Source organism: Acidovorax sp. LjRoot66 (assembly GCF_964253305.1).
Classification (GTDB): domain Bacteria; phylum Pseudomonadota; class Gammaproteobacteria; order Burkholderiales; family Burkholderiaceae_C; genus Acidovorax.
Genome location: NZ_CAXUQU020000001.1, coordinates 6336369 through 6351798, shown reverse-complemented (window position 1 = coordinate 6351798; position 15430 = coordinate 6336369). Strand labels below are relative to the sequence as shown.

The 15430-nt window shown below is 68.5% G+C and carries 13 protein-coding genes; 6 read left to right on the top strand and 7 right to left on the bottom strand.

Going from position 1 to position 15430, the window contains the following annotated elements:
* On the top strand, positions 1-693 hold the full coding sequence (locus tag ACSQ3Y_RS29710; RefSeq protein ID WP_436179770.1) for a Crp/Fnr family transcriptional regulator: 693 nt from the start codon (positions 1-3) through the stop codon (positions 691-693).
* On the opposite strand, the gene ACSQ3Y_RS29705 is transcribed toward ACSQ3Y_RS29710, so the two are convergent.
* The 4 genes from ACSQ3Y_RS29705 to ACSQ3Y_RS29690 form a co-directional block, all read right to left on the bottom strand.
* Positions 681-1493: an alpha/beta fold hydrolase gene (locus tag ACSQ3Y_RS29705; RefSeq protein ID WP_436179769.1), complete on the bottom strand. Its 813-nt coding sequence runs from the start codon at positions 1491-1493 to the stop codon at positions 681-683. The genes ACSQ3Y_RS29710 and ACSQ3Y_RS29705 overlap by 13 nt on opposite strands.
* Positions 1490-3037: a benzoate-CoA ligase family protein gene (locus ACSQ3Y_RS29700; protein WP_436179768.1), complete on the bottom strand. Its 1548-nt coding sequence runs from the start codon at positions 3035-3037 to the stop codon at positions 1490-1492. The genes ACSQ3Y_RS29705 and ACSQ3Y_RS29700 overlap by 4 nt, the downstream gene beginning before the upstream one ends.
* A 63-nt stretch (positions 3038-3100) precedes the next feature.
* Positions 3101-4651 carry a 3,4-dehydroadipyl-CoA semialdehyde dehydrogenase gene (locus tag ACSQ3Y_RS29695; RefSeq protein ID WP_436179767.1) on the bottom strand — a complete coding sequence of 517 codons (1551 nt, stop codon included), beginning with the start codon at positions 4649-4651 and terminating at the stop codon, positions 3101-3103.
* Between the two features lie 31 nt (positions 4652-4682).
* Positions 4683-5177, bottom strand: coding sequence for a 4-hydroxylaminobenzoate lyase (locus ACSQ3Y_RS29690; RefSeq protein WP_436179766.1), 495 nt, complete (start codon positions 5175-5177; stop codon positions 4683-4685).
* Between the two features lie 210 nt (positions 5178-5387).
* On the opposite strand from ACSQ3Y_RS29690, the gene ACSQ3Y_RS29685 reads away from it, so the two are divergent.
* From ACSQ3Y_RS29685 to boxA, 4 genes are all read left to right on the top strand, one after another.
* Positions 5388-6326, top strand: a complete 939-nt coding sequence (locus ACSQ3Y_RS29685) for a helix-turn-helix transcriptional regulator (protein WP_436179765.1) — start codon at positions 5388-5390, stop codon at positions 6324-6326.
* Between the two features lie 181 nt (positions 6327-6507).
* Entirely contained in the window at positions 6508-8196 is a 1689-nt protein-coding gene (boxC, locus tag ACSQ3Y_RS29680) for a 2,3-epoxybenzoyl-CoA dihydrolase (RefSeq protein ID WP_436179764.1), read from the top strand.
* Positions 8197-8226: 30 nt separating this feature from the next.
* Positions 8227-9654, top strand: a complete 1428-nt coding sequence (gene boxB / locus ACSQ3Y_RS29675; protein ID WP_436179763.1) for a benzoyl-CoA 2,3-epoxidase subunit BoxB — start codon at positions 8227-8229, stop codon at positions 9652-9654.
* A 113-nt stretch (positions 9655-9767) separates the two neighbouring features.
* Positions 9768-11048, top strand: coding sequence for a benzoyl-CoA 2,3-epoxidase subunit BoxA (gene boxA, locus ACSQ3Y_RS29670; RefSeq protein WP_057201677.1), 1281 nt, complete (start codon positions 9768-9770; stop codon positions 11046-11048).
* A 3-nt stretch (positions 11049-11051) separates the two neighbouring features.
* Here the strand turns inward: boxA and ACSQ3Y_RS29665 are convergent, their stop codons facing one another.
* From ACSQ3Y_RS29665 to ACSQ3Y_RS29655, 3 genes are all read right to left on the bottom strand, one after another.
* The gene (locus ACSQ3Y_RS29665) at positions 11052-11825 is read right to left on the bottom strand and encodes an SGNH/GDSL hydrolase family protein (RefSeq protein WP_057269057.1); all 774 of its coding nucleotides are present in this window, start codon (positions 11823-11825) and stop codon (positions 11052-11054) included.
* Positions 11826-12072: 247 nt separating this feature from the next.
* The gene (locus ACSQ3Y_RS29660; protein ID WP_436179762.1) at positions 12073-13515 is read right to left on the bottom strand and encodes an SPOR domain-containing protein; all 1443 of its coding nucleotides are present in this window, start codon (positions 13513-13515) and stop codon (positions 12073-12075) included.
* Between the two features lie 73 nt (positions 13516-13588).
* Complete coding sequence (locus ACSQ3Y_RS29655) at positions 13589-14587, bottom strand: YcjF family protein (protein ID WP_436179761.1); 999 nt, start codon at positions 14585-14587, stop codon at positions 13589-13591.
* Positions 14588-14762: 175 nt separating this feature from the next.
* Here ACSQ3Y_RS29655 and ACSQ3Y_RS29650 point away from each other — a divergent pair, with 175 nt between their 5' ends.
* On the top strand, positions 14763-15416 hold the full coding sequence (locus tag ACSQ3Y_RS29650; RefSeq protein WP_436179760.1) for a DsbA family oxidoreductase: 654 nt from the start codon (positions 14763-14765) through the stop codon (positions 15414-15416).
* Positions 15417-15430 lie beyond the last annotated feature (14 nt).

Here is a 15430-nt window from a genome sequence, read left to right as displayed (position 1 = left end):
TTGTCACCCCCTGCGACACGGCCGTCCACCACCAGCCTGCTGGCCGCGTCGGCCTGGTTCCCTCTGCTCGATGCCCCGGCGCAGCAGCGCGTGCTCGACGATGTGCGCGAGGTGAATGTGCCGGCAGGCGGAGCACTGTGCCGCCGCGGCGATGTGCCCCTGCACTGGTACGGCGCCATCGAGGGGTTGCTAAAGTGGTCCGTGACCTCGCCCGATGGCCGCGCCGTGACGCTGGGCGGCCTCTCGGCCGGCAGCTGGTTTGGCGAAGGCACGCTGCTGCGCGCCCTGCCGCGCACGGCCGACATCATCGCCCTGCGCCCCAGCCGCGTAGCGCTGCTGCCGGTGGAGACCTTTGCGTGGTTGCATGCCACAGAGCGCAGCTTCGACCACTTTTTGCTGCGCCAGATCAACGAGCGCATGCACTGGTTCCTGGGCAACTTCACGGCCCACCACCTGCTCGACACCGACAGCCAGGTGGCCCGCGCGCTGGCCGGCCTGTTCCACCCGTTCCTCTACCCCGGCATGGACCGGCACCTGCAGATCTCGCAGGAGGAGATCGCCAACCTCACGGGCGTCTCGCGCCAGCGCTGCAATGCGGCCTTGAAGCGCCTGCAGGAGTCGGGCATTTTGCAGATCGAGTATGGCGGTATCACCGTGCTCGACCTGCCGGGACTCAGGCGCTACGTGGAATAGCTGCTCGTCTGCGCGATGAAGTCCGTGGCTGCGGCGATCACTGCGTCGGGCCGGTCGCGGTGCGGCGAGTGTCCGCACGCGGGCAATTCGAGCAGCTCTGTGCCCGGCACCCGGCGCGCGATGCCGCGGATCTGCTCCAGCGTGCCGTACTCGTCGTCCACGCCCTGGATGGCCAGCACGGGCGCGCGGATGGTGCCGATCTCGGCCTCGATGTTCCACTGCCGAAAGGGCGGGTGCAGCCAGATGCGGTTCCAGCCCCAGAAGGCCGAGTCCGCGTCGTCGTGGTAGCGGCCGAGCCTGGCAGGCAGGTCGGTGCTGCGGTAGGCATCCCGGGCGATCTCGATGTTGGTGATGGTCACATCCTCGACGAAGATGTGCGGCGCCATCAGCACCAGGCCGCGCACTGCTTCGGGGAAGCGCGCCGCGTAGAGCAGGGCGATCGAGCCGCCATCGCTGTGGCCCAGCAGCCAGGGCGCTTCGGTGATCCCTAGTGCTTCGAAGAATGCGGGCAGCACCTCGTGCGCCTGGCGGTGCATGAAGTCCACGTCCCAGGTCTCATCGGCCTCGCGCGGGGTCGAGCGGCCATAGGCCGGGCGCGAGAACACCAGGCCGCGCACGCCGGCGGCGGCGCACAGGCGCTCGGGGAAATCCTTCCACATCGCCACCGAGCCCAGGCCCTCGTGCAGAAAGACGATCAGCAGGGCAGCGCTGCGCTCCACGCCAATCCACTGGTGCTCGATCTGCACGGTGCGGCCACGCCAGGTGATGCTGGCGAACTGGGCGGTGCTCGCTTGCGTCACGCGCGGGCCTCCTTCTCGCGCAGGCGAAAGCGCTGGATCTTGCCCGTGGCGGTCTTGGGCAGCTCGTCGATGAACTCGATGTAGCGCGGGTACTTGTAGGCCGCCAGGCGCTCCTTCACAAAGGCCTGCAGCGCCTGCGCGTCGACGTGCTGGCCCTGCTTGAGCACCACGTAGGCCTTGGTCTTGGTCAGGCCTTCGCCGTCCTGCACGCCGATCACGGCCGATTCGAGCACGGCGGGGTGCTGCATCAGCGTGGCCTCCACCTCGAAGGGCGAGACATAGATGCCGCTGACCTTGAGCATGTCGTCGCTGCGGCCGGCATAGGTGTAGTAGCCGTCGGTGTCGCGCGTGTACTTGTCGCCGCTCTTGGTCCAGCCGCCCTGGAAGGTCTCGCGCGACTTCTCGCGGTTGGCCCAGTACATCAGCGCCGCGCTCGGGCCGCGGATGTACAGGTCGCCCACCTCGCCGTCGGGCACGGGCCGGCCGTCCTCGCCGCGCAGCTCCACCTCGTAGCCCTCCACCGGTTTGCCTGTGGTGCCATAGCGCACATCGCCCGGGCGGTTGGAGATGAAGATGTGCAGCATCTCGGTGGAGCCGATGCCGTCGATGATCTCGCAGCCGAAATGTGCCTTGAAGCGCTGGGCGATCTCGCCGGGCAGCGCTTCGCCGGCCGACGAGCACATGCGCAGGGCCACCGCCTCGCGCGCTGGCAGCGCGGGCGAGGCCAGCATGCCGGCAAAGCCCGTGGGCGCGCCGAAGAACACCGTGGGTCGGTGCTGGGTCCAGCGGCGGAAAGTGGCATCGGGCGTGGGCCGCTCGGCCATCAGCACCACGGTGGCGCCCACCGAGAGCGGGAAGGTCAGCGCATTGCCCAGGCCATAGGCGAAGTACATCTTGGCGGCCGAGAAGCAGACGTCGTCCTCCGTCAGGCCGAGCACGGGTTTGCCGTAGAGCTCGGCCGTCCACCACAGGTTGGCGTGGGTGTGCACCGTGCCCTTGGGCTTGCCGGTGGAGCCCGAGGAATAGAGCCAGAAACCCGGGTCGTCCGCGGCGGTGTTCACCGGGGCTGCGAGCGGCTTGGCCTGCGCCAGGGTGTCCTCGAAGTCCCGGGCACCTTCTGGCAGCGGCCCGGTGGGCTGGGAGACGAGCAGCGTGCGCACCTCGTGCGGCGCGCGGCCCATGGCGTCCTGCAGCACCGCCAGCAGCGCGCCCGAGACAATGGCCGCCTGCGCGCGGCTGTGGTCCAGCATATAGGCGTAGTCGTCCGCCGTGAGCAGGGTGTTCACCGCCACCGGCACCACGCCCGCGTACAGGCAGCCCAGGAAGGCCACGGGCCAGTCGCTGCTGTCGTGCATGAGCAGCAGCACGCGCTCCTCGCGCCGCACGCCGGCGCTGGCGAGGGCCGATGCCAGGCGCCGGGCGCCGTCTTCGAGCGCGCCGTAAGCCAGGCTGCCGCGGTCGTCGATGTAGGCCGTGTGCTGCGCGCGGTCCCGGTTCAGCTCGAACAGGTGCTGGGCAAAATTGAATCGTGGGGGCAGGCTCATGGTGTTGTCTCCTTGGGGCCTCTCGGGTCGGATGCGCGTTGTGTGTCGCGTCTTGTGGGGATGTCAGAGTCCCAGTGCCGCCAGCACGCCGGGGCTGGCCTGCACGGCCGTGCGCTGGTGGTAGAAATCGAGCGCGCGCAGGCCGCCCAGCTCCGCGCCGCCGCCCGCGCGGCCCGGGCCGCCGTGCTGCGACATGGGCATCACGTTGCCGTGGCCGCTGTGCGCCTGTGCCACGTCGGGCGTGACCACGTGCACGCGGCCATGGCTGGCGGCCACGGCCAGCGCGGTCTGTGCCAGTGCGGTTTCGTCGCTGCCATAGAGCGAGGTGACCAGCGAACCCTGGCCCCGGTGCGCCAGCGCGAAGGCATGCGAGCTGTCGCGGTAGGGCAGCAGCGTGGCCACGGGGCCGAAGACCTCCACCTCGTGCACCGCCTGCGCCGCATCGGCATCGCGCGCGCCCAGCAGCACCGGGCCGATGCAGGCGGCCACGGCCGGGTCGGCATCCACCAGCGTCCGGTCGCGCCCGTCGTGCAGCACCGTGGCCTGCGCCTGCAGCGCGGCCAGGCCTTCGCGCACGGCAGACAGCTGGGCCCGGCTGACCAGCGAGCCCATGCGCACGCTGTCGTTGCGCGGGTTGCCCACGCTGATGCCGGCGAGCTTGGCGCCAATGGCCTCGGCTGCAGCGTCGTACACCTCGGCCGGCACCAGGATGCGGCGGATGGCCGTGCACTTCTGGCCCGACTTCATGGTCATCTCGCGCACCACCTCGCGCACCAGCAGGTTGAAGGCCTCGCTGCCCTGGGCCTCGCCCGGCAGCAGCATGGCGCTGTTGAGGCTGTCGGCCTCGATGTTGGCGCGCACCGAACGCTGGGCCACGGCCGGGTGCGAGCGGATCACGCCGGCCGTCTCTGCCGAGCCGGTGAACGACACCACGTCGAAGGGCTGCAGCTGGTCCATGAGCCCGGCCGAGCTGCCGGCGATGACCGACAGCGCGCCCGCAGGCAGCACGCCCGCGTCCACCACGTCCTTGACCATGCGCTGGGTGAGCCAGGCCGTGGCCGTGGCGGGCTTGACGATGACCGGAACGCCCGAGAGCAGGGCCGGCGCGGCTTTTTCCCACAGCCCCCAGGACGGGAAATTGAAGGCGTTGATGAACAGCGCCACCCCGTGCGTGGGCACTGAGAGGTGCTGCGACTGGAAGGCCGGGTCCTTGCCCAGCCGGGCCGCATCGCCGTCGCGCAGGGCGCGGGCATCGCCCAGGGCGTCGCCCCATTTGGCGTACTGGCCCAGGGTGAAGATGGCGCCGTCGATGTCCACGCCCGAATCGTTCTTCACCGTGCCGGCATTGGCAGTGGCGATCTCGTAGTACGCATCGCGGTTGGCGAGCAGCACCTTGACGATGGCGGCCAGCAACGCCGCGCGTTCGCGGTAGGTCAGGGCGCGCAGGGCCGCCCCGCCTTGCTGGCGGGCAAAGGCAAAGGCCTCGGGCAGGTCGAGCCCGGTGGCGTCCACGCGCACCAGCTCGTTGCCCAGCACAGGGTCGAACAGCGGCGTGCCGTTGCCGGTGCCTGCCTGCCAGCGGCCGGCAGCGTAGTTGGAGAGAAGTTCGGTCATGGACATATGGAAGAAGATGGGCGTGCGGATTTCAGGTGCGCGTGAACTGAATTTGGCCTTCGGGCAAGAGATAGAGCACCAGTGCGCGCCCCTCGGCTACGGTGGGGCGGTGGGCGGTGCCGGGACCATAGACGCACCAACCCGCAGGCCGGCCGTCGAAGGTGGCGGCACTGTCGTTGATGGGCATGATCAGGTCGATCTCGCCGTTCGGGTGCGTGTGGTGCGGGCCGGCCAGGTCCTGCATGTCGACCACGTCCACCGAGAAGCGGTGCAGCGCGTCCTCGGCCTTGAACACTCGGCCATACTTGATACCGCCGCCCTCGCGCTCGCACAGCCAGCCTTCGGCCACGCCGGTGATGCAGGCGCTGCGCAACTGCTCGTAGGCGGGGCTGCCGGCGCCGTGCGCGGTGTTGAGCCACTGGTCCAGCGCCGCGTCAAGCGGGCGGCCATCGATCTGCGCGGTCAGGTCGGCGAGCAGGGCATGGAAGGCGTCCTTGCTGGACGAGGGGGGCGTGGGCGTCATCATGGTGGCGGGCTTTCACGGGAAGGCTGGCTGGGCAGGGCGCCTAAGCACCACTTGCCAAGGAAAATGATTGCCTTGCAGGATTGCGTGACGTGCAGTATCTTGCTTGCATCGCAACGATAGTCTTTGAAATGATCTTCGTCAAGCAATATAGTGCATATTTTGAGGGCCTGAACCAGGGCGCACAATCCCATGGAGTGAACGAGGACGCGCATGAATGAGCAAGACGACGCAGTGCTGGCCACTGCGCCCACCGACGGCAATGGCGCCACCGCGCCCGGCGGCGAGGCCCGCAACCCTTTGCTGGCGGCGCTGGGCGAGCGTGTGCGCAACCTGCGCGCGCAGCGCGGGCTCACGCGCAAGGCCGTGGCCATTGCGGCCGACGTGTCCGAGCGCCACCTGGCCAACCTGGAATACGGCACCGGCAACGCCTCCATCCTGGTGCTGCAGCAGGTGGCGGGTGCACTGCACTGCTCGCTGGCCGAGCTGGTGGGCGATGTCACGACCAGCTCGCCCGAGTGGCTGCTGATCCGCGAACTGCTCGAAAACCGCAGCGAGACCGACCTGCGCCGCGTGCGCCTGGCGCTGGGCGAGCTGCTGGGCACGGCATCGGTCGACCCGGCCCGGCACAGCCGCATTGCGTTGGTGGGCCTGCGCGGCGCGGGCAAGTCCACGCTGGGCCAGATGCTGGCCGACGACCTGGAACTGCCCTTCGTGGAGCTGAGCCGCGAGATCGAGAAGCTGGCCGGCTGCAGCGTGCGCGAGATCCACGACCTCTACGGCACCAATGCCTACCGCCGCTACGAGCGCCGCGCGCTGGAGGAAACCATCCAGATCTACAGCGAGGTGGTCATCGCCACCCCGGGCGGCATCGTGTCGGACCCGGCCACCTTCAATGAGCTGCTGGCCCACTGCACCACGGTCTGGCTGCAGGCCGCGCCCGAAGAGCACATGGGTCGCGTGGCCGCGCAGGGCGACACCCGCCCCATGGCTGCCAGCAAGGAGGCCATGGACGACCTGCGCCGCATCCTGAGCGGGCGTGCGGCCTTCTATTCGAAGGCCGACCTGTCGGTGGATACCAGTGGCAAGAGCCTGGCCCAGGCCTTTCAGGGCCTGCGGTCCGCCGCCAGGCAGTCGATGAACGCTTCCTGAGCGTCTGACCCCGCCGCTCGCGGGGCGGAGTCGCCACATCTTTCGCAACGAAAAAAAGCATTCCAGGCATTGACGCGTCCGTAAACATGCAGCATGATGCATGTCATTGAAATCAAAAGCTGCATTATTTTTCTTGTTCTGAGGTTTGCAGCCGCTACTACCGGCCCCACAGGAGACATCCATGACTGCCACCACCACCAGCGCCCCGGCGCGCGTCGACTACCGTACCGAACCGGGCCAGTACCGCCACTGGTCGCTCAGCGTCGAAGGCGCCATCGCGCGCCTGTCGCTCAACATCGCCGAAGACGGTGGCATCCGCCCCGGCTACAAGCTCAAGCTCAACAGCTATGACCTGGGCGTGGACATCGAGCTCAACGATGCGGTCAACCGCGTGCGCTTCGAGCACCCCGAAGTGCGCACCGTGGTCGTCACCAGCGGCAAGGACCGCATCTTCTGCTCGGGCGCCAACATCTTCATGCTGGGCGTCTCCAGCCACGCCTGGAAGGTGAACTTCTGCAAGTTCACCAACGAGACGCGCAATGGCCTGGAAGATTCGTCGAAGCACTCCGGCCTGAAATTTCTGGCCGCCGTCAACGGCGCCTGCGCCGGCGGCGGCTACGAGCTGGCCCTGGCGTGCGACGAGATCCTGCTGGTGGATGACCGCTCGTCGGCCGTCTCGCTGCCCGAGGTGCCGCTCTTGGGCGTGCTGCCCGGCACCGGTGGCCTGACCCGCGTCACCGACAAGCGCCATGTCCGCCACGACCTGGCCGACATCTTCTGCACCAGCGTGGAAGGCGTGCGCGGCCAGCGCGCGGTGGAATGGCGCCTGGTGGATGCCGTGGCCAAGCCCGCCCAGTTCGCCGCCGCCGTGCAGGACCGTGCGGAGCAACTCGCTGCGGGCAGCGACCGCCCGGCCGGTACCAAGGGCGTGGCCCTGAACCGGCTGGAGCGCGAGGATGGTGCCGACAGCCTGGGCTACTCGCATGTGCAGGTGCAGATCGACCGCGCCAGGCGCACCGCCACGCTCACCGTGAAGGCGCCCTCCGGCGCGCAGCCCTCCGGCGCGCAGCCCGCCGACATCGCCGCCATCGAGGCGGCCGGCACGGCCTGGTGGCCGCTGGCCCTGGCGCGCGAGCTCGACGATGCCATCCTGAACCTGCGCACCAACGAACTTGATATCGGCACCTGGCTGCTCAAGACCGAAGGCGATGCGAAGGCTGTGCTAGCGTCCGATGCGGTGATGCTGGCCCACCAGGACCACTGGCTGGTGCGCGAAACCATCGGCGCGCTGCGCCGCGCGCTGGCGCGCCTGGACGTGTCCTCGCGCACCTTGTTCGCGGTGGTGCAGGAGGGCTCCTGCTTCGCCGGCACGCTGGCCGAGCTGGCCTTTGCCGCCGACCGCACCTATATGCTGGCGCTGCCCGACGATGCCGAGCGGGCACCTCGGCTCACGCTCAACGAATTCAACTTCGGCTTCTTCCCCATGGTCAACGACCAGAGCCGGCTGCAGCGCCGCTTCTATGAAGAAGCGGCACCGCTGGACGCCGCGCGCGCCGCAGCCGGCAAGTCGCTCGACGCCGACGAGGCTCTGGCCCTGGGCCTGGTCACCGCCGCGCCCGACGACATCGACTGGGACGACGAGCTGCGCATGGCCATCGAGGAGCGCGCCGCAATGTCGCCCGACGCCCTGACCGGCCTGGAAGCCAACCTGCGCTTTGCCAGCAAGGAGAACATGGCCACGCGCATCTTCGGCCGGCTCACCGCCTGGCAGAACTGGATCTTCAACCGCCCCAACGCCGTGGGCGACAAGGGTGCGCTCAAAGTCTACGGCACCGGCGAGAAGGCCGGCTTTGATCTCAACCGCGTCTGAACCGCAGTCCGAACCATCCAAGGAGCAACGATGAGCACGATCAACTACAGCGAGAAGATCCCCAACAACGTCAACCTCGGCGAGGACCGCACCCTGCAGCGTGCGCTCGAAGGCTGGCAACCCAACTTCATCAACTGGTGGGACGACGTGGGCCCCGATGGCTCGACCAACCACGAGGTCTATCTGCGCACGGCCGTGAGCGTGGACCCGCAGGGCTGGGCCCAGTTCGGCCATGTGAAGATGCGCGACTACCGCTGGGGCATCTTTTTGAACCCGGGCGATGCCAACCGCGAGATCCACTTCGGCGACCACAAGGGCGAAAAGGCCTGGCAGGACGTGCCCGGCGAGCACCGCGCCAACCTGCGCCGCATCATCGTCACCCAGGGCGACACCGAGCCGGCCTCGGTCGAGCAGCAGCGCCACCTGGGCCTCACGGCGCCCAGCATGTACGACCTGCGCAACCTGTTCCAGATCAACGTGGAAGAGGGCCGCCACCTGTGGGCCATGGTCTATTTGCTGCACAAGCACTTCGGCCGCGATGGCCGCGAAGAGGCCGACGCCCTGCTGCAGCGCACCTCGGGCGATGAGAACAACCCGCGCATTCTGGGGGCCTTCAACGAGGCGACGCCCGACTGGCTGGCGTTCTTCATGTTCACCTACTTCACGGACCGCGACGGCAAGTTCCAGCTCTCGGCCCTGGCGGAGAGCGCGTTCGACCCGCTGGCGCGCACCACCAAGTTCATGCTGACCGAAGAGGCGCACCACATGTTCGTGGGCGAGAGCGGTGTCTCGCGCGTGCTGGCCCGCACTGCCCAGGTGATGAACGAGCTCAAGACCGACGACCCGCAGAAGGTGCGCGCCGGCGGCGCCATCGACCTCGGTACCGTGCAGCGCTACCTGAACTTCCACTACAGCGTCACCATCGACCTGTTCGGTGCCGACCAGTCCAGCAACGCCGCCATCTTCTACAGCTCCGGCCTCAAGGGCCGCTACGAGGAAGGCAAGCGCACGGATGACCACGTGCTCAAGGGCCAGACCTACAAGGTGCTGGAGGTCAAGGACGGCCAACTGGTCGAGAAGGACGTGCCCATGCTCAACGCCCTGAACGAGGTGCTGCGCGACGACTTCATCAAGGACTCGGTGGCCGGTGTGGGCCGCTGGAACAAGGTGCTCGAAAAAGCCGGCATTCCCACCCGCCTGGTGGTGCCGCACAAGGCCTTCAACCGCCAGATCGGTGCGCTCGCGGGCATCAAGATGTCGCCCGAGGGCCGGGTGGTCAACGAGATGGAATGGGCCGCCAAGAAGGACGAATGGCTGCCCAGCCCAGAAGACTTCGCCTTCGTCGCCTCGCTCATGGGCCGCGTGGTCGAGCCAGGCCAGTTCGCCGGCTGGATCGCGCCACCGGTGATGGGCATCAACCGCCAGCCGGTCGATTTCGAGTACGTGCGTTTCGGCTGATGGACAACGAAGCGCCCTCGGCGTATGAACGAGGGCAGGGATGAGGGCAGGCCCCACGAAGACCACACGCCCCATCCCAACCCCCTGGTTGGGGGTGACAAAGGAGAACCAATATGGACATGGCCGTTGAAGCCGGGGTCATCAAGCAGCACCTGATCGACCCGGAAATCTGCATCCGCTGCAATACCTGCGAGGCCACGTGCCCCGTCAACGCGATCACGCACGATGACAACAACTACGTCGTGCGTGCCGACATCTGCAATGGCTGCATGGCCTGCATATCGCCGTGCCCCACGGGTTCCATCGACAACTGGCGCACCATGCCGTTGGTGCGCGCCTATTCGATCGAGGAGCAGCTGACCTGGGAGTCGCTGCCCGCCGAGCTCACGCCTGATGAACTGGCGGCCGCCGGAGTCGATGCCGAAGCGGCGGATGCTCCCATCGCGGCAGACACCCAGGCCGCGCTGGCCACGGCCGAGCCTGGCGTGCAGCCCCAGCCGCCCTTGCACCGTGGCGCCACGGTGCCGCCGTGGTCGGCCGCGCATGCCTACACCAACCTCTACCCGCCCAAGGCGCCGACCACGGCCACCGTGGTCGGCAACTTCAACTGCACCGAGGCGGGCTTCGAGAGCGAAACGCACCATGTGGTGCTGGACTTCGGCAGCCTGCCCTTTCCGGTGCTGGAGGGGCAGTCCATCGGCATCGTGCCGCCCGGCACCGATGCCCTGGGCAAGCGCCACCATGCGCGCCAGTACTCGATTGCCAGCGCGCGCAATGGCGAGCGGCCGGGCTACAACAACCTGGCGCTGACCGTGAAGCGCGTCACCTCCGACCACGACGGCACCCCCGTGCGCGGCGTGGCCTCGAACTACGTCTGCGATCTCCAGGTGGGCGATAAGGTGGAGGTGGTGGGCCCGTTCGGCCATTCCTTCCTGATGCCCAACCACCCTAAGTCGCACGTGGTTATGATCTGTACCGGCACCGGCAGCGCCCCCATGCGCGCCATGACCGAGTGGCGCCGCCGCCTGCGCAAGAGCGGCAAGTTCGAGGGCGGCAAGCTGATGCTGTTCTTCGGCGCACGCACGCAGCAGGAGCTGCCGTACTTCGGCCCGCTGCAAAGCCTGCCCAAGGACTTCATCGACATCAATTTGGCCTTCTCGCGCACCCCGGGCCAGCCCCGGCGCTATGTGCAGGACCTGATGCGCGAGCGCGCTGCCGACCTGGCAGAACTGCTCAAGGACGGCAACAGCCACTTCTACGTCTGCGGCTTGAAGAGCATGGAAGAGGGCGTGGTGCTGGCCCTGCGCGACGTGGCGGCTGACGCGGGTCTGGACTGGGAGGCCCTGGCAGCCACCCTGGCGCGCGAAGGGCGCCTGCATCTGGAGACCTATTGAGGCCTACGTGCCTGTCAAGCTGGCCAAGCCTTCCTGCCGCACCAGTTCCTCGTACCACTGCTGGTAGCCCGCGCTGCTCGGGTGCAGGCCGTCGGCGGCATTGAGTTCGTCGGCGCGCTGCACGAAGGGGTCCTGAGCGCGCGGCTTGAGCAGGCGGATGTAGCGCACACCGCTTTCCAGCGCCACCGCCTGCGCGGTGGCATGCAGGCGCTTGGAGCGGCTGTCCATGAACCACGAGACCGGTGGTATGAAGAGGGGCGCGTGGCCCACATTACCGCAAGGCATCAGCACCACCTGCTTGCCGCGCGCCTTCGCGGTGCGGATCACCTGCTCCATGTGGGCATGCAACTCCTGCTCCGAAGTCAGCCGGATCACGTCGTTGCCACCGGCCAGCACCAGCACCAGGTCGTAGCCCGTACTGGCACGCTCCAGTTGCGCCTGCACATCCTCGAACTTGGCGCCGTTGGCGGCCAGGTTGTCGATCTGCCAGCGCGGGTGCGCCGCGCCGATGCGCCCCGCCAGGCTGTCCTCGGGGCGGGCCGCACCAGTCCCCACCGCCGTGCTGTCGCCGACCACCAGGATGCGCCGCTCGGGCTGGGACGGCTGGGCGGTGTAGGAACGCGATGCCTTGGCCAGGTCCGACGCCGTCATCAGGCGCCAGGGCGCGCAGCCCGTGAGCAGCAGGGCGCCCGCCGCCACGGCGGCAAGGGTCCACCAGCGGGGCCGCAGGCCGTGACAGGGGGGCTGGTGCGCAGTGGTCGGCGAAGGTATGGGCATAAAGAGACTTTGCAGAAGACACGGGTCGATACTGTAGAGTACGTGCCGAAACCATTCCTGGATGTCGGCTGCCTGAAGGCTTGCGCGTAGGACGCGGGGCCACGCCCGGTTGTCCTTGCCCCGTCCGCTGGGCCTGAGGGTCTTATACGGATTTGCATTTGATCGTAGAACTAGGCGGGAGCCGCAGACAGTGCTGTAGCACGGCAAGGCGAACCAACGACGTTATACGGTTGAAGGCAAATCCGTATTACTTCTTGAACACCACGGCGTCCAGGCCCATGCCCCGGATGTTCTGCGCCGCTGCGTCGGCCTCGGCCTTGGTGTCGAAGGGGCCCACGCGCACGCGGATGCGAGAGCCTTTGGCGCTTTCCAGCGGCTGGCGAAAGGCCGGCAGGCCTTCGTTGAGCAGGCGGGACTGCGTCTTGCGCGCATTGGCCTCTTCGGCGAACAGGCCCACGTTGATGTAAAAGCCCGGCGCACTGCCCACCAGGGGCGGCTCTGCGCCACTGGCGGCCGAGGCTGGCTCCGATGCTGCTGCTGCTGCTGCCGGCCTGGCCTTCGCTGCCGGTACCGGTCTGGAGGCCTTGCTGGCAGCCGTTGCTGCCACGGGAGCAGCCTGCGGAGCGGGTGCCACCGGGGCACTGGCGCGGGCCTTGGCGGCCGAAGCGGCCACTGCCGGCGCGGGCTTGCTGGCCGTGGCCGCAGGGGCTATGGCCTTGGGGGGCAAAGGCGCCGCAGCAGGTGTGGCCGCCTTCGAAGCCGCCGGGGCTGGCGCTGCGGACGCCGTCGGAGCCTTGGCCGTGCTGCTGGCCGGGCTGGCTGCCGACACCGGTGCCGGTGTCTTCGTCGGGGCCGGCGTGGGGGGGGCGGCCGCAACGCGCGGGGCGGAAGGGGGCGTTGCTGCGGCGGGGGCCGTCACCACGGCCACTGGGGCGGTGGCTTCTTCTGCCGGGGTGGGCGCTGCAGCGCGGGGGGGCGATACCGTATCCGATGCCACCGCCGAGGCTGCGGTGGATGCCGCACGCGCTACCGAAACGGCTGCCAGCCCGGACGTTGGGTTGGATGCCGGGGCTGCAGGGGGCGAGGTATTCGCGGCCGCGGTGCTGCCCTGTTCCGGCGCTGTACCGGGAGGGAAAAGCATGTAGGCCAGCACGGCCGTGGCCACCAGGACCACGTGCGCAATGATCACCCCGCTCAGCCGCTGGCGCGAGCTGGCCTGCCGCTCCAGCAAGGCGGCGGCCTCCGGCACCGTGCGCGAGACCGAAAGGGCACGGGCGATGCGCTTGCGGATCTCGGTGTGCAGCACGGCGTTGGCGAACAGGCCTGGCAGCGCGCAGCTGAACAGCGCGATGGCGGCCAGGATGCCCCACTCGACCGGCTGGGGCCAGTTGAGGAACTGCCGGCCCAGTCCGAACACCAGCAGCGCCAGGCCCTCGGCCGCGGCCACGTAGACCAGGGCCGCGCCCCAGAGCTGGCGAAACACCAGCCAGCTCAGCGTGAACAGCGCCGCTGGCCAGTTCCAGGTGGTGGTGGTGCGCCCCGCGTCGTCGAAGCGCGCAAAGACCGGCAGGTAGTGCTCGGCATTCACCGGGCCCAGGGCCACCCGGTACAGCGCGGTCATGGCGTTGTCCGAAGGGGAGTCCAGCGACATGGGTGCGATGGCGTTGGCAGGGTCCAGTGTCAGGGGCATGCCCGATTCTGGCACGGGCTGCAGGCTGCGCAAAAGGGGGAAGTGGCTACCGGAATCACCTCACGGGTGGCGATCAGGCGCCTCCGCGCACCATGGACATGACCTTGGCGGCGTCCAGGGTCGCTGCCTTTTCGCGGATCTGCGGCAGGTACTGGGTCTGCAGGTCCTTGGCCGGGCCCAGCATGCTCTGGAAGCTCGCGCGCAGCATGGCCGTGCTCATCACCCGGCCGCCCGCGTAGTAGCGTTTGGCCACCTGGCCCAGGGCGTAGGTGGTGGCGAACGAAAAGGCCATGCCCGTGGCCGCCTGGCCGATGCCGCCGATGGTGCGGCCCGCCACTTTGCCCAGCAGGCCGCCGAGCAGCTTGCGGCCGAACTGCTCAATGTACTGCGAGGCCATGCCCACACCGGCCGCGGCGATGAAGTCCTTGATGTGGCCCTGGTCCAGCTCCACGCCATGGGCCTTGCCGACGGCGTAGACCATCTTCACCTGCATGGGGATGATGGCCATCGACGCCCAGGACTGCGGCAGCAGCTCCAGCGCGCCGCACAGCAGCGCGTAGTTCAGGATGCTCTTGTCCAGTTCGGCGCCAGAGACTTCCGCCACGTTGCGCACCGGCAGTGCCGCGGCCGCTGCGGCCGCCGCGCCTGCGGCCATCGGTGCCATGCCGCGCGCGATGGGCGCTGCGCGCTCGGCCACTTCCACCAGGGCATCGGCCTGCTGCTCGAAGGCGGCGGTGTCGCCCTCGCCCAGCTGCAACCAGCCCTTGAGCTGCGCCAGGAAGGTGCGCTCGGAATCGGTCTGGCGCCCGTCCACGTCGCAGACGCAGACCGCCATTTCGTAGGCCAGCTGGCGCAGGCCCGGCTCGGCCAGCGCGGTGGCAGCGGCCTGGGCGCTGGTGCGTTGCAGCAGCACGTCCTGGTACAGGCGCGGCAAGTCGATGGCCGGTGCATCCTGCGCCAGCGATTGGGCGATGCGCCGGATCTCCTCGCGCTCGCTGTCGCCCTTGTGGCCATCGGCGAAGGCGGCGAACAGGGCGATGGTGAGGATGGCTTGTTGCTGGTCGAGTTGCATGGTGGCGTGGCTCCTGAGGAAGCCATGGGTGGCGGGACAGGTGTGCAGTGTGGCAAACAAGGGCTTTTCCATCGCGCCGGTGGGGGCTTGCGGGGTGGCCAATGGCCGTACCGCTGCAAGGGCGCGCCAATCGTCCTAGGATGTCGGCCATCCCATTTGACGTTCCGGTGACCGCATGACCACAGCCCTCAAGATCGATTTCGTCTCCGACGTTTCCTGCCCCTGGTGCATCATCGGCCTCAAGTCGCTGGAGCAGGCGGCCGAGCGCCTGAAAGGCGAAGTCGCGCTCGACCTGCACTTCCAGCCCTTCGAGCTCAACCCCCAGATGGCGCCCGAGGGCCAGGACATCGCCGAGCACCTGCACGAAAAGTACGGCGCCACGCCCGAGCAGAGCCAGAAGAACCGCGACGCCATCGCCGCGCGCGGTGCAGCGCTGGGCTTCACCTTCAACATGGCGCAGCGCAGCCGCATCTACAACACCTTCGACGCCCACCGCCTGCTGCACTGGGCCGAGAAAGAGGGCGACAAGCAGCCCGCCCTGAAAAACGCCTTGTTCAAGGCCTACTTCACCGATGGCCAGAGCCCGGGCGACCACGAGGTGCTGGCCCGCGTGGCCGCCGGGGTGGGCCTGGACGAAGCCGAAGCCCGTGCCATCCTGGCGTCGGACCGGTTTGCCGACGAGGTGCGCGAGCGCGAGCAGTTCTACCTGCAGCAGGGCATCCACTCGGTGCCGGCCATCATCATCAACGACCGCCACCTGATCTCGGGCGGCCAGCCGCCCGAAGTCTTCGAGCAAGCGCTGCGGCAGATCGCATCTGGCAAAGCATGAATGACAAAGGGCGC